Below are 14,684 nucleotides of genomic sequence, written 5' to 3'. Positions count from 1 at the left end.
AAATTTCAAATACCTATTTTCGGCCCCCTGTCAATAGCAAGCAGCCTGTCCGTCAGCACTAAGAGTTCATCTCTTCGCGAGAGCTTCTCCAGCCACCTGGACGGTATATTCTCTATGCCGTAGCAGGCTCCGGCCATCCCGCCGGTTACTGCGCCGATCGTATCCGCGTCTCCTCCGAGGTTTACGGCCATTACCAGCGCTTCTTCCAGAGAATTAGTCTGAAAGACACAGTTTAAGGCCGTTTCCAATGTATGGACAACGTAACCGTTTGTTTTCATTTGATCCGTACTTAAGTTCATTTTCAGCGCAAATGGAGCATCCGTCTGGGCCTTTTCCAGCACAATGCGGAGATCTTCTCCTAAAAGCAATTCCCTGACAATTTTACAATAAAAAACCACACAAGCTCCTGCCAGTGGATCATAATGAGTCAGAGCCGATAATCTTGCCGCCATATCCATCATTTTCGCCAGGTTATTATAATAGGCAATGACCACCGGGACCGTTCTCATCAGCGAACCATTGCCGCCGCTTTTCCCGCCGCTGAGTCGATGGGCGTTCTCAGCGATTTGCAGCCATTCCTGTTCATTATCCGTTTCTGTCCGGATTCCTTCCTGCAGAACCATCCGGCAGATATTTCCGATACATTTGGGCTCCTGCCGGGCCCATTCCCGGAAATTCCGGGCAACAGCCTTTACCGGGTCTGCGGGGTCTTCAAGAATCCCCTTGGCTGCCGCAAGGGTCATTTCTGTATCATCGGTAATTTCTCCGGGCGCCAATCTCCAGAATCCCCCGCCGGTCATATCCCGGTGTCGGCCATAGGTATGAACAATTTCTTCGCGGCTCATAAATTCAAGGGTTGCCCCAAGCGCATCCCCGGCTGCCACCCCGAACATCGCTCCCCTTGCCCTGGAAACAAGATCTGCCATTTTGTTTTCCCCTTATCCAAATCGCGCAACTTCTTGTTGAGGTTGCAGCCATTAATTGCTATACCGTTATCATAACACTTTCATTCCAAAATGAACTATCCGAATTTCAAATAAACAGTGACTTAATACTCCAGATTATTTGCATTCACGCTATCTATAAATTAATTCTATTTTGTTTAAAATACTGAATGATTTGTTCCTTCTCGGCTTCTTCCGTATGGTTGGTTGTGAGGATTTCCCCGCCTTTCATACCATTCCATTTGATATATAGCGTTTGTTCAAAGCTCTCATTGATGATCGGGTCTTCATATCTCAAAACAATGACAAAGAAATAGGGAGGCACATCTTTCAATGTCTTTTGTTTGTTGATGCCTTCGAGACTAATCAGTAAGGTGGCCGAAGCATTTTTTGGAATATCATTGACGAGCGCATATTCGTCAATTGTGACCGGTTTTTCCTTTAAGCCGGCCTGAAAAACAATAGACTTGCTCCAAAGACTAACGGCAGGATGCTCTCCGACATTGGTAAAAACCATCTCAAATTCAGGTGACTCTCTTAATACCACTTCGGGAGAATCCTTGAACGTAAAGTACGGACGGTTGGCTTCTCTCTCCTCGTTCCAGGCAGACACCGTGATGTAGACGGTGATCAGTGCCGTGACGGCAAGTATGGCTGTCCCAACAGTGGCAATCATATTGGAATAACTGATTAGTTTATTTTTTTTCTTTGCCAATTTGCACACTCCCAGCTATCGTTAAACAAAATCATTATTTGCAGGTTCACAGAAATCTAAACGAAATGCAGAATGCAATTTTTTCATTTTAATATATTATTATCTTTTCATTGATATGTTTTATTTCTCTCAGGCCGGTACGACGTCAGCCCTACATCTTTATAATTTTAGGATTAACAAGGTACTAGCTTCGCTCTGTTTAAGAATATATATAAAAATAAATGGAAAAACTAGGTTTACAAAAACCACTATTAAAAAGTAAAATTATAAATGTATAGCTGCCTTCAATTATCTTTGGACAATAATAGGTTGCTGGAAAGGGGAAGTTATGATGCGGATACTTTTTCTTCCGTTCCTTCAAATCCCTACGGGTCATCATACCGTAGCCGATGCAATGATTCGTTCCTTAGAAAACCGAATCAGTAATCTTAAATGCTCAAAGATAGATTTCTTCAGTTATGCGGACAAACGGCTGGAGAAAGCATTCCGGTTAACTTACCTGACCTGGATCGACCATTCTCCCCAAACCTTCGTCTGGATTTACCGGAACTTTGTGTACCCGACCAAATCAACCAAGCACTTTAACTGGTATGAATATAAATTCCTTGACAAAATGAATAGCCTGCTGCAAGAAGAACAGCCTGATTTGATCGTATGTACCCAGGCTTTCCCTTCCTTCTTAATCGACAGGCTTAAAAATTCCGGTATCACAACTGCGCCCGTAATCAATGTCTACACTGATTTCTTTGTGAATAAGCTTTGGGGAACAGAATACATAGATTACCATTTTGTCCCTGATCAACATATTAAGGCGCAATTAATCTCCCAGAATAACATTGATCCGTCTAAAATATTTGTGACGGGTATTCCTGTTGATGACTGCTTCCTGCCTCGAACAACCTCCAAAACACCGCTTCCTTACCATATTCTGATTTCCGGCGGAAGCGGCGGTCTCGGTGATATCGAACATTTGCTTTACAGCCTGCCGGGTAAAAAAGAGAAATCCTACACTTTTTCCCTGCTATGCGGCAAAAACAAGAAACTGTATAAAGATATTCACTCCCTGAAACTGCCTAATTTAAAGCCCCTGTCCTATATTTCATCCAGGGAAACCCTCAACGCACTGTATGACGAGGCCGATGCCATTATTACCAAACCCGGCGGCGTAACCATCAGTGAGACGCTTCATAAAAAACTGCCAATTTTTGTCCATTCCGCACTTCCGGGGCAGGAACAAATCAATAAGAATTATCTCAGCGAAAAAAAATTGATCTATGATTTAGATTTAAATTACCCGGTCGCCAAACAGTTAGATGCCTTTTTTAGAGATCAAAACGAACAGATGCTTTGGCAAAACCGCGTTGACAGCTACTTATCGGAAATAGAGAACCATGCCTGGGAAAAAATCTTGGAACTAGCCTTAGGTCAATCCGTAAAGCCCCAGATCTACAAAGAAACGGTCAATATTTCCCAAGTCCCGAGCTGATTTCGCGAACCTCAAGGATTCGGATAAAACTTAAAGTCAACTTAAGGGAAGTGAATCTGCAGTGTCCACAACCTTGCTGTGCGTCTTTATCGTCGCAATCTCACTCTTTGCAGTCTTTGCGGTCTATGCTCTTATTCCCGAACTATTTGTGCATTTTTTCGGTATTGGTTCCTGGAAACGTCATTATTCTCCAGGTGTCACCTTAACGTTTGATGACGGACCCGATCCCAGATACACCCCGAAGTTCCTGGCAGTATTAGCCGAGCAAAACGTTCGGGCCTGTTTTTTTCTGGTTGCTGAAAAGGCTGAAAAACAGCCGGAACTTGTCAAGAGCATCCTAGACCACGGTCATACCGTCGGCAGTCACGGTTACCGTCACCGGCACGCCTGGCTGATGCCCCCGCTAAAGACCTGGAACTTGTGGAATAAAGCGATGGAGGAAATGCACCGTCTGACCGGTCAGGAACCCGTCTATGTCAGAGCTCCCTGGGGAGGGGTTAACCTTTCCCTTTTATTTTGGTGCCATTTTAAAGGCAAAAAGCTGATTAGCTGGAGCGCCGACGGCAGAGACTGGCACATCGAAAGAACTCCGCACCGTATTGTGCAAAGAATAACCCACCGAACCAAAGAAGGTACAATTATCCTGCTTCATGACAGCGGCGGCGATAAGGGCGCTCCTGAAAATACCTTAGCTGCTTTAAAACCACTGGTCATCGAAATACAAAAAGAACTTAAGCTGCCGCTCGTTCCGCTTCAGCTTCCCGACTGGTCACTGCCGAGAAGAATTGGTTTCCGCGTTTGGGAGAAATGGGAGCTTTTTTACGCGCGCTGCAAACAGATTACCAGAATCGACGAACGTAATATCTTCCGCCTGGGCCTTACCCGTTACCATGGACCTGACTTGTTTAATGAAAACGGTGAATTAATTGCCTCAGCAGGTGATATGGTCGGGGAGATCCACCTTGACAATACCCGTTTCCGGGGGCTTGGCACGAATATTCAAAAAATCGGCTATAACGCTTTAAAACAGGCCAGGCTCTCCCTGCCTGTTCTGGCACGCTATATTTCCCTGAACCCTAATTATAAAGATATCAAGGCGTTCCTCGGTATTACACTCATCAACCGTGGTGTCAAAGGCCTTGGGTTTAACGTTACTGAATATACGAATGGTAATGCCGGATTCATTGGTTTCATGCAAAAAATCGTTTACCGGGTCTATAACCCGTCCGCGAAAAAAGATACAGAAAAACTTGGAACAAAGCCCAAAGTCGTCTGGATCAGTAAAGACGCTCTGCTTGAGAAATACCTGACAAAAAAGTCATCCACGCAAGGATGACTTTTTTCATTGAATAATTCTGTTCCCTTCACTCTCCAGTTATTTAATCGTCAGTAGCTCCGCCATCTCCAAATACCGGTATGACATCACCTAAATAGGTCGGCTTGGGCTTAATCATTTTAGCCCATAAGAAATCTTTATTTCGGGCTAAAAGTTCCCTGAGCTGATAGTAGGCCATTGCCTGTCCGTAATCATGCCGGTCTGAGGCAACACCATAAGCTTCAAGCCCTAAAGACCTGGCAACAAAGACTGCCCGTTTTAAATGATATTCCTGCGTAACGATAATTACCTTTTTTACAAGAAAAATATCCCTCGCTCTGTATAGGCTTTCATATGTACTAAAACCGGCGTGATCCATAAAAATATTCTGACCCGCGACCCCTTTCTCCTTCAGGAAACTCTTCATGGCATTAACTTCATCATAATCTGTCCGTCCATGATCACCGCTCACAAGAATTTTGGGGGCCTTGCCTTCCTGGTAAAGCTCATAACCGACAGTCAAGCGGTCGGCAAGCATGGATGAAGCGGTTCCATCCGGGAATACATAGGCACCTAACACTAGGATCGCGTCAGCCTTAGGTACATGATCCATATCGCTGATGTATTTTGTACCAACCTGCTCCACATAGTGATTAATCATCAGCATAGAACCAAAGAGAATCACTGTAATCGCCAGCAGGCAACCAATCAGATACTTTATCCGAATTCGCAAACGTTTCTTCATTTCATATCCCTACCTAAGCTTTCATATTTACCTAGTACCATGTCAACCATAAATCTATATATCCTGGCGGCAGATTTCTGTTAATACTGCGTTGTCTTGTCGCTCCTATGCCATCCATGGCATCCGCGATATTTGTCCATCCGTGGAAAAGAAATCTGCTCCCCATTATATTACAGTTTTAGGGTTGACATGGTACTAGCGTTTCTATGTTTAAGTAAGCTTTACTGCCTTAAGCTTATACTTCTTGCTATCTCCTGTAGCTAATTATATAATAAATCTAGTTTCTTGGGGGTGATAAAATGCAATTTGACAGCAGTATCCTGGTTATTCTAATCGTTCAGCTTACATTAATCTTAGCTGTCTCCTGGGCCGCAAGCAAACAATTGCATTCTTCTTTCAGCAATGTCAAATATGCGGATCCTTATCGCCCCAGTTGCCTGACCGGCTCTTCATCTCCCAAAAATCTTCAGGTAAAGAAGTATTTGATCTTTAGGAGAAAAATTAAAAAGGCCGGCCCCGATGATGACTCACCTTACTCAAGCCTCCTTGTTTTAGCCATCATAAAACATTGGAGGATGATGTTAAAGTGTATATGGTTAGTTCAGCCTTTTCCCAGTTATTAACGTTGCTTGTAAATTTAACAGGTGACTGGTTCATCGCTATTACTCTGATTACCTTAGGGATAAAACTGTTGTTATTTCCTTTGTCAATAAAACAGCAAAAAGTACAATTATTAACCGTGAATTTGACCAAAGCCAGAACAATTTTATCTAAAAAATTTCACAATCAGATTAAAAAAGTAAATGAAGAATCAATGAAAATTGCATCCAAATATAAAATTAATCCGCTGTTTACGTTTGCATCACTTATTATCCAGGCCCCGGTTTTTTTCTCCCTGTACGCCGCTGTTACACATCTGAGCGTACCCATCGGCAGTATTCTTATTCCATGGGTATCCGATCTCCATGTGGCAGACCATCTTCATATTTTGCCGGTTATTGCCGGTCTGCTTCAGACGCTGAGTGTATTTACAGCAGAAAACAAAAATTTACTGATGTTTATATTCCCGGTTGTTATTGGCGTCGTTTTTCTGTGGAAAGCCCCTGTTGCCCTGAGCGCTTACTGGATTGCCAACTCGGTTCTTCGGTTTGTTGAGGTCCAGATCTTTCGTCTCGGCCCTATCCAGCGAAAATATTTAAATATCCCTTCTCCGGAAGAGATGGTCCAAAGACTTTAAGCAAAGAGGACGCCCTGAAAACTTAGTTTCGCGGCGTCCTCTTCACCTATCTAACCCTATTTTATTAGAGCTTTTTATCTAACGGCATGTTAAGCACGGATACGTTCCATAAACCTTTTGATTTTATCTGGATCTTTCCGTCCCTCCGTCTCGACACTGCTGCTGACGTCCAGGCAATACGGATGGAATAAGGAAACCGCCGACACAACATTCTCTTCATTTAAGCCTCCGGCCAGGATCATTGGAATATCCCGGCCTTTGTTTTTATCGTGTTGGCCGCTCTGACATCTTTGCAAAAGATTCCAGTTAAAACGCTCTCCAGTACCGCCATAAGCCTTAGGATCATATTTATCGTACACAAAACCGTCAACCAAACCCTGATACGCTTCCAGGTTCAGCTCTGTCCGGTCCGCGTCTCCAACCCTGACAGCTTTCCAGATCGTTACTTGACGATAATCCTGATATTTATTTAGAATCATCGCATGTAATTGACGTATATATGCCGGTGACTCATCACCATGAAGCTGTAGGATTTGCAGGCCGGCTTCCACAGCGCGCAGCAAGATATTCGGGTCCTGGTTGACGAAAACCCCGACCGGGATGATCTTTTTGTCTAAAAAGGCGATCAGCGTTTTCAGTTCGCTGAGCGGGACCTGCCTTTTGCTCGGGGCAAGCACAAATCCGGCAAAATCCGGTTTCAGCTCATTGATTGTTCCAACATCCTCCAGCGTGCGGACCCCGCAAATTTTGACTTTGGGCATCCGCCCGGCATAGATACCTATCACGTTGTCTTCCATCCCCTCCGTTTATTTCAACTCCTAAATCATGTGTTAAATGAAGTTGTTCGCCTCCACCCTGACAAACTCAGCAAATTTTTGTTCAATGCTGCCTGCCTTCATGAAAGCCTCTCCGACCAGAACAGCATCAAATCCCCATGCTTGCGCCGTCAGGATATCCTCGCCCGTATGAATCCCGCTTTCGGAGACCTTGATCAGATGATCCGGGATCATGGCACCGATTCTGCGGCTGTGGTTCAAATCCACCTCGAACGTTTCAAGGTTCCGGTTATTGATGCCGATAATGCCGGCTCCTGCTGCCATGGCCCTTTCAGCTTCTGCTTCATCATGCACTTCCACAAGACAATCCAGACCGATCTGTTCAGCTATTCCCAGAAATTCTTTCAACTGGCGGTCATCCAATATTTTTACGATGAGCAGAATAGCATCCGCCCCCAAAATCTTTGCTTCGTAAATCTGATAGGGGTCAATCATAAAATCCTTGCGCAGCAGCGGAATCTTAACGGATTCTCTAATCTTCCCCAGATAATCCGGACTCCCAAGAAAGTAATCCTGCTCTGTTAAGACGGAGATTGCCGCAGCCCCCAGCTGTTCATACATGCTGGCTATTTGCAGATAATCGAAGTCCGAAGCCAGGATTCCTTTGGATGGAGAAGCCTTCTTGACTTCCGCGATTATAGAAATCCCTGGTTTATCTTTGTTCCGGCGTCCCGCAGTCAGGGCTGAAGCAAACACGCCTGCAGGCCGTTCCACGTTGACAACATGCTTAAGTGTATCACGATCATCACTAATTTTTAGCTTTATCGTTAGCATTTTTATGAGCTCTTCGATGGGAAGGTTTTTCTTCTGTTCGGAAAGCCGTTTTATTTTGGCCTCTACGATTTGATCGAGGATCATTTATATCCCCTTCCCAGTCACAGCGATAAACTCGTTAAGAACCTTCAGCGCTTTCTTTTCCCGTACAGTAGCCCTGGCCATCCCGATCCCCTCCTGCAAACTTGCGGCTTTACCTCCAATATAAATAGCAGCTCCGGCATTCAGGATGACGATGTCAGCTTTGGGGCCCTGACCCCCTGCCAGAATATCCCGGGTGATCCGCGCGTTTTCCTGCGGTGTCCCGCCAACAAGGTCTTCACGCGTACAAAGGGCAAAACCATAGTCTTCAGGGTGGATAACAAACTCGGTTACCTTTCCGTCCTTGAGTTCTGCTGCGTAAGACGGCCCTGTCAGGGTGATTTCGTCGAGACCGTCACTGCCGTGAACAATAATCGCGTGGACAGCTTGATGTCTGTTCAGTACTTCTGCAGCCACAGGCACAAGACTTTTGTCGTAAACGCCGATCAGCTGTCTTGGGGCTGCGGCCGGATTGGCTAATGGCCCGAGAATATTAAAGATGGTTTTAAAGCCAAGTGCTTTACGCACCGGCATCGCATATTTCATTGAAGCATGGAAATGGGGGGCGAACATAAAACCAAGGCCGACCTGGTCGATACACTTCCCGATTGCTTCCGGTGTCAGCGCTATCTCGACCCCCAACGCTTCCAAAACATCGGCGGCCCCGCTCTTGCTGGTAATGCTCCGGTTGCCATGCTTGGCAATTTTCACACCATTGCTGGCAGCAACGAACATTGCCGTCGTGGAAATATTGAACGTGTGGGCGCCATCCCCGCCTGTTCCGCAGGTGTCCACCAGATTTTCTGATGCACACTCGACTTTGAGGGCTTTTTCCCGCATCACCTTACTTGTCCCGTAAATCTCTTCAATGGTCTCTCCTTTTAGGCGGAGCGCCGTTAAAAAGGCCGCCATGGAGATTTCACTGGCTTCACCGCTCATAATTTCCGTCATAGAATCATAGGCCAGCTGAGCACTGAGATTTTCTCTATTGGAAAGTTTTTTTAAAGCTGTCTCCATTCCCATCATTCATTCCTCCTTGTTAATACGCGCAATGTCACGTAAGAACTGTTCCAGACCGGGCAGACCTTCAGTCTCCAGCACCTGCTGGATCTTGCTGCCGATGATCGCAATATCGGCAGTCCCGATTAAACGGGCTACATCTTCCGGGCCTTGAATCCCGAAACCTACGGCAATTGTTTTGCCGGTCTCGTTCTTTGCTTTTTGGATTCCGTCCAGAATCTCAGCGTCAAAAGTTGTTTTACTGCCGGTTACCCCTTTGCGGGGAACGTAATAGATGAATCCGCTCCCGATATCTGCGATCTCCTGCAGTCGTTTCGGATCGGAATAGGGTGTAGCGATACTTACTGCCGCCAATCCCTGTTGGCGGGAATAATCGTAGTAGGCCCCGGCCTCATCAAGCGGCGCATCCGGCACGATGGTTCCCTGGACACCGATCTCTTTGCACTTGTCAATAAATGCTTTGACGCCGTATTGATACAGAATGTTATAATACGTCATGACCAGGAACGGGATCGGGTATTTGCATGCCATTCTCTCAATAAACTTCAGGCAGTCGCTGACTTTAATCCCTTTTTCTAATACAGCCTGGTTGGACTTGGTGAATACGGGGCCGTCGGCAATCGGGTCAGAAAAAGGTATTTGCAGTTCGATCAGGTCGACACCGTTGTTATAAAAGCATTCGATCGCTTTTTCATTGGCGTCAAAATCAGGATAACCAATAATTTGATGCGTCATCACCAGTATTTTCTTCTCACTTCTCGCAGCCTCGATTTGTTTTTCAATCCGCATAGGCTTTACCTCTTTCTGTGACAAATGCTTTCCAGCCTTCGTCCTGCAATGCTTCCCCTATATTGAAAATATCCTTGTCTCCCCGGCCGGACATATTGACAACGATCACATCGTCCGCTTGGGTGTCAGCAATCTCCCTGAAAAGTCCGACGAAAGCATGGGTGGATTCAAGTGCCGGTATCAGCCCTTCCTTGCCAATGATCAGTTTAAAGGCCTCAATGACTTCGGCATCTGTGGCTGCCATAACCCGGACCCTCTTGGTTTCCGCCAGATGCGCCAGGATTGGCGATACGCCGACATAATCAAGCCCTGCTGAAATGCTCCAGGTATCCAGCATTTGTCCGTCATCATCCTGGAGAAACAATGTCTTGTAGCCCTGACAGACACCGGTTTTGGCTTTGGCATATGCGATGCGCGAAGCATGCTTTCCGGAAGCTTCGCCTTTTCCGCCTGCTTCGACCGCAATGAGTTCTACGCCAGGCTCTTGCAGGAATTCCACAAAAGCGCCCATTGCATTGGACCCTCCGCCCAGGCAGGCATAGATCCGGTCTGGGTTTTTGCCGGAGATATCGTTGATTTGTTTTTTCATTTCTTTACTGATTACGGACTGAAAGAAAGTGACCATCTCCGGGAAGGGCCTTGGTCCGCACGCCGTGCCAAGGGCATAATGCGTATGGTCAAAATTTCCTGCCCAGTCGCGCAGCGCCTCGTTAATAGCATCCTTGAGGGTTGCCGTCCCAGTGGTAACGGGAACAACTTCAGCGCCGAGCTGTTTCATCCAGAAGACATTGGCGTACTGCCGCTCTGCATCTTCTGCACCCATATAGATCGTCGCCTGAAATCCCATTTTGGCTGCCATGATCGCCGTTGCCACTCCGTGCTGACCTGCGCCGGTCTCTGCAATGACTCTGGTCTTGCCTAACTTTTTCATGAGCAGGCCCTGCCCGAGCACGTTATTGATTTTATGAGCGCCGGAATGATTCAAATCTTCCCGTTTTATATAGATTTTGGCTTTGCCAAAATACGCACTAAGCCCTTCGGCATACGTCAGCGGCGTCGGCCTGCCTGAAAAATCCATCAGGAGATTATAGTATTGCTTATAAAAATCCTCGTCCCGTAATATTTCCTGAAAAGCCTGATTCAGTTCGTCGACAGCCGGTATCAGGATCTCCGGGACGAATCGTCCGCCGTAGACGCCAAAATAGCCATTTTCTCCAAGATAGTTAACCATTTCGTTCTTCATACCTGTACCTCACTTTGAAAATGATCATAAATTCGGATCAGATCTTCGCCTGCCCCCTGGATACTATAGACAGGATGCTGGTTGAAAATCCCCGTTAAGAGCTGTTTGGGGCAGTACCCCCAAGAACGTTCGTCACCATCATGGATGTAGTAATCATTAATCAGCGCGAGCACTGGCTTTAAATCATAATGGTCTTTGCCGGCATACGGCAAAAGACATTCCAGCGGACAGTTGCCCGCTCCCCTGCCCATTCCGTTGACACTCGCATCAAGGAAGCTCGCGCCGCTTTCAATCGCTGTTATGGTGTTGGAAAAGGCCAGCTGCATATTGTTGTGCACATGAATTCCTACATTCATGCCGTCTAATTCTTTCTTATACAGCGATACCAGCTTCTTGACATCGTCCGGATAAAGGGCTCCGTAGCTGTCTACCACATAGACTGCCTCTGCAGGGATTTGCGTTTTTATTTTTCGTAAGCCGCAAACAATTTCCGAGATGTTTTCTCTGGAAATCGCCATAATATTTAAGGTTGTCTCATAGCCTTTATTTTGCAGAAAGCGGACATCTTCGACGGCCTCTTCAATCTGATCTAAATAGCAGGCAACCCGACCCATGGCGAACGGTGAAACTGAAGCATTTTCAACCGATCGCCGGTCAAATCTGCCGACATCCACCATAAAAGCCAGTTTAGGAAGATTCGGAATTCCAGCAATGAGGTCACGTATTTCATTGTCATCACAGAATTTAAGTTTGCCGTAGGCTGTTCGGTCGCAAAACGCGGGATCCGTTTTATACCCCAGCTCAAGATAATCAACTTTCGCTTCGGAGATTCTCTGGATATGGTCTTTCATATACAGTTCCGGAAACTGAAAATTGTTGGTCAGTCCTCCGTCTCTGAGCGTACAGTCCAGAATTGTCAGCTTACGCACAACAGGCACCTCCTCGTTTAGGCAAAATGTTGGTGATAATCCGGAATCCTTGATCCTCCTCCATCGACATGATGGATTCGGGGTGGAACTGGACTGCCAGAATGGTTTTGTCTTTGTTTTCGACGGCCATCACGACGCCGTCTTCAGTCCAAGCCGTAATCTCAAGTTCCGGCGGTACTTTTTCGGCAAACAGCGAATGGTATCTGCCTACTCTTAGATTGGCCAAATTTTGAAAGATTACTGATCCCGGAGATATTTTTAATGCCGATTGTTTGCCGTGAACTGGTACGTCCAATACGCCAAGCTTTCCGTCAAAATATTCGACAATTCCCTGCAATCCCAGGCATACCCCAAAAAGAGGAATTCCTTTGTCCAGACAGCGCCCGATCGTTTCCCGGAGTTTAAAATCCGACGGTTTACCCGGGCCCGGGGACAGTACGACCAAATCGTACCGTTCTTTCTTTAAGGCTTCTCTGGCCAGTTGGTGCCGCATCGTGACCACCTGGCAGCCGGCTTTACGGAAATAACCGGCCAGTGTGTGTACAAAGGAATCTTCATGATCAACGAGCAGTACCTGCAAAGGTATCTGCAAAGGTACCTGCAAAGGATCAGCAGTGTTTTCTTGCCGCAGTGGACAGACTGTGGGCAGCTCTTCCGTATTTGCTGTGATATCGGCGTTCGTATCACCCAATACTTTGAGAAGGGCTTCGGCCTTTACAACCGTTTCCTTTTCTTCCTCTTCAGGAATGGAATCATACAGCAGCGTCGCTCCGACTCTGACCCCGGCGGTCCCGTCTTTTAAGTGGATGGTTCTGAGCGTGAGTCCTGTATTCGTCCGGCCGTCAAAACTGAGGATGCCGACTGCCCCGCCGTACCACAGACGATTGGATTCCTCATGGTCTTCAATCCATTGGACGGCGGCTTTTTTGGGAGCCCCCGTCACGGTTACGGCCCACATATGCGTCATGAAAGCATCCAGGGCGTCATAGCCGTCGGCCAGAATCCCCTCCACATGATCCACGGTATGGATCAGATGCGAATACATCTCAATCTGGCGCCTTCCCAGCACCTTAACCGTACCGGGTACACAGATCCTTGATTTGTCGTTGCGGTCAACGTCCGTGCACATCGTAAGTTCAGACTCATCTTTGTGCGAGTTCAGCAGCTGACGGATCCTTTCGGCATCTTCAAATGCGTCCCGGCCTCTTGGAATTGTACCGGAGATCGGACAGGTCTCGATTCTCTTGCCTTCGACTCTGACAAACATTTCCGGCGAGGAGCCAATCAGGTGCTCATCGCCAAGATGAATCAGAAAGCCGTACGGACTTGGATTAATCTTTTTTAAATTTTGAAAAATTTCTGATGGCTGGATTTTACAAGCGCGGTAAAAGGTATGGGACGGAACGACCTCAAATAAATCACCGCGTTTAAAATAATCTTTGGCTATCCGGACTTTTTCCGCATATCGTCCTTCGGTATCGTTTGGTACTTCCTTCTGCGTCGTCTGAATGTGGTTTGGCATTTTTCCAGCTGTTGACAGATTTTTTTTAGCCCGACCAAGACTGGAAAGGCCATTGAATTCAAAGTCATACCTGGTGCGGAAACAGTCGTCCTTCTGATGGTCGATGACAAAGATTTCATCAGGGATAAACAAGACCATATCGGCCTGCGCTTCATCCCGCGGTCTTTTCAGGTCGATGCTTTCAAACTGAAAGATCAGATCATAACCGAAGCTTCCATAGAGCCCCAGAAAAGCATCTAGATCTGAATAAAACGCTTCCAGAAGGCTGCGGACCACAGAAAAAACGGATTTTTGCCTGCTTCTTTGCTCTTCCGGAAAAAATTCCTGACTGACGGCAACCCTGCCCGTTATTTTGTACTGCTCGCGGGCCAGTGTTTCCAGGTATGCTTCCCGCAGCAGAACGTCATAGATAAATTCCAGCAGGACCAGTCCTTTTTGATCCAACGCCGTTATTTCAATATTTCGGCCAAATGTCCGAATCTCGATCGGAGGATGGATAAATCCGATGTCCCAGCGGGTATACCTGCCAGGATATTCAAAACTGCTGCAAAAATAAGCGCCTTGGACATCATTCAACCCCGTAATAATTTTTTCACGATAAGACTTATCAACCTCTTCCGTTACGGAATGAATCAGAAGTCCGCCACTGGTGAAATAAGATTTTTTTGAAGTATTCATATTCGTTAATCTCCCTCGCGCTTACTGTAGAACACCGCTCTTTGCCATCCTTGGTAAAGGCCAGGTCTCCCAAAAACGTCAAAAAACCCCTTATCCCTGATAAAAGGGACAAGAGGCTCAATCTCCTGCGGTACCACCCAAATTGGTATATTACTATACCCGCTCAATCATGTACAATCATACACGTCCTGATGATAACGGGCAGGATTCCCGACGACGCCTACTTTCTATGATTTCGGGTCGTACTCATGAGGCCATTCATCATAAACTTTCCTGCCGCAATCACACCAACCTGCGGCTCTCTGAAATGTTCCGTTCATGATTACTATTCTCAATCTTCGTTTTCAAGCTATGCATTTGTTGTAAATCA

At 46.4% G+C, this 14,684-nt stretch carries 13 protein-coding genes and 1 other annotated feature; of the genes, 3 read left to right on the top strand and 10 right to left on the bottom strand.

Translation table 11 applies throughout. The annotated features are described in order from the left end of the window. Window positions 1-5: 5 nt before the first annotated feature. Both A7K50_RS05275 and A7K50_RS05270 read right to left on the bottom strand, forming a co-directional pair. Window positions 6-926 carry an ADP-ribosylglycohydrolase family protein gene (locus tag A7K50_RS05275; RefSeq protein WP_119774911.1) on the bottom strand — a complete coding sequence of 307 codons (921 nt, stop codon included), beginning with the start codon at window positions 924-926 and terminating at the stop codon, window positions 6-8. A 154-nt stretch (window positions 927-1,080) separates the two neighbouring features. After that, on the bottom strand, window positions 1,081-1,668 hold the full coding sequence (locus A7K50_RS05270; RefSeq protein WP_243103652.1) for a hypothetical protein: 588 nt from the start codon (window positions 1,666-1,668) through the stop codon (window positions 1,081-1,083). A gap of 319 nt (window positions 1,669-1,987) precedes the next feature. Here A7K50_RS05270 and A7K50_RS05265 point away from each other — a divergent pair, with 319 nt between their 5' ends. Both A7K50_RS05265 and A7K50_RS05260 read left to right on the top strand, forming a co-directional pair. Further along, window positions 1,988-3,145 (top strand): glycosyltransferase, encoded by a 1,158-nt coding sequence (locus tag A7K50_RS05265; RefSeq protein WP_243103651.1) that lies wholly within the window; start codon window positions 1,988-1,990, stop codon window positions 3,143-3,145. 61 nt (window positions 3,146-3,206) lie between these two features. Continuing rightward, window positions 3,207-4,481 carry a polysaccharide deacetylase family protein gene (locus A7K50_RS05260; protein WP_119774909.1) on the top strand — a complete coding sequence of 425 codons (1,275 nt, stop codon included), beginning with the start codon at window positions 3,207-3,209 and terminating at the stop codon, window positions 4,479-4,481. Between the two features lie 43 nt (window positions 4,482-4,524). On the opposite strand, the gene A7K50_RS05255 is transcribed toward A7K50_RS05260, so the two are convergent. Then, window positions 4,525-5,205 carry an ElyC/SanA/YdcF family protein gene (locus tag A7K50_RS05255; RefSeq protein ID WP_119774908.1) on the bottom strand — a complete coding sequence of 227 codons (681 nt, stop codon included), beginning with the start codon at window positions 5,203-5,205 and terminating at the stop codon, window positions 4,525-4,527. Window positions 5,206-5,797: 592 nt separating this feature from the next. Here A7K50_RS05255 and A7K50_RS05245 point away from each other — a divergent pair. Continuing rightward, window positions 5,798-6,442: a YidC/Oxa1 family membrane protein insertase gene (locus A7K50_RS05245; protein ID WP_243103656.1), complete on the top strand. Its 645-nt coding sequence runs from the start codon at window positions 5,798-5,800 to the stop codon at window positions 6,440-6,442. A gap of 89 nt (window positions 6,443-6,531) precedes the next feature. On the opposite strand, the gene A7K50_RS05240 is transcribed toward A7K50_RS05245, so the two are convergent. The 7 genes from A7K50_RS05240 to A7K50_RS05210 are packed head-to-tail and all read right to left on the bottom strand — an operon-like array spanning window position 6,532 to window position 14,314. Then, complete coding sequence (locus tag A7K50_RS05240) at window positions 6,532-7,239, bottom strand: phosphoribosylanthranilate isomerase (protein WP_243103650.1); 708 nt, start codon at window positions 7,237-7,239, stop codon at window positions 6,532-6,534. A 33-nt stretch (window positions 7,240-7,272) separates the two neighbouring features. After that, on the bottom strand, window positions 7,273-8,136 hold the full coding sequence (gene trpC / locus A7K50_RS05235; RefSeq protein ID WP_119774905.1) for an indole-3-glycerol phosphate synthase TrpC: 864 nt from the start codon (window positions 8,134-8,136) through the stop codon (window positions 7,273-7,275). Further along, window positions 8,137-9,159: an anthranilate phosphoribosyltransferase gene (gene trpD / locus A7K50_RS05230; protein WP_119774904.1), complete on the bottom strand. Its 1,023-nt coding sequence runs from the start codon at window positions 9,157-9,159 to the stop codon at window positions 8,137-8,139. Beyond that, window positions 9,160-9,942: a tryptophan synthase subunit alpha gene (gene trpA / locus A7K50_RS05225; protein ID WP_119774903.1), complete on the bottom strand. Its 783-nt coding sequence runs from the start codon at window positions 9,940-9,942 to the stop codon at window positions 9,160-9,162. Continuing rightward, the gene (gene trpB, locus A7K50_RS05220) at window positions 9,932-11,185 is read right to left on the bottom strand and encodes a tryptophan synthase subunit beta (RefSeq protein ID WP_119774902.1); all 1,254 of its coding nucleotides are present in this window, start codon (window positions 11,183-11,185) and stop codon (window positions 9,932-9,934) included. Before trpB ends, trpA begins: the two co-directional genes overlap by 11 nt. Continuing rightward, window positions 11,182-12,114 (bottom strand): aldolase catalytic domain-containing protein, encoded by a 933-nt coding sequence (locus A7K50_RS05215; protein ID WP_119774901.1) that lies wholly within the window; start codon window positions 12,112-12,114, stop codon window positions 11,182-11,184. The genes trpB and A7K50_RS05215 overlap by 4 nt, the downstream gene beginning before the upstream one ends. Beyond that, window positions 12,107-14,314, bottom strand: a complete 2,208-nt coding sequence (locus A7K50_RS05210) for an anthranilate synthase component I (RefSeq protein WP_119774900.1) — start codon at window positions 14,312-14,314, stop codon at window positions 12,107-12,109. The genes A7K50_RS05215 and A7K50_RS05210 overlap by 8 nt, the downstream gene beginning before the upstream one ends. A 101-nt stretch (window positions 14,315-14,415) precedes the next feature. After that, window positions 14,416-14,662: a binding site (T-box leader), on the bottom strand. Window positions 14,663-14,684 lie beyond the last annotated feature (22 nt).

The organism is Dehalobacter sp. MCB1, assembly GCF_003590275.1.
GTDB lineage: Bacteria > Bacillota > Desulfitobacteriia > Desulfitobacteriales > Syntrophobotulaceae > Dehalobacter.
This window is presented reverse-complemented; position numbering and strand designations above follow the sequence as displayed.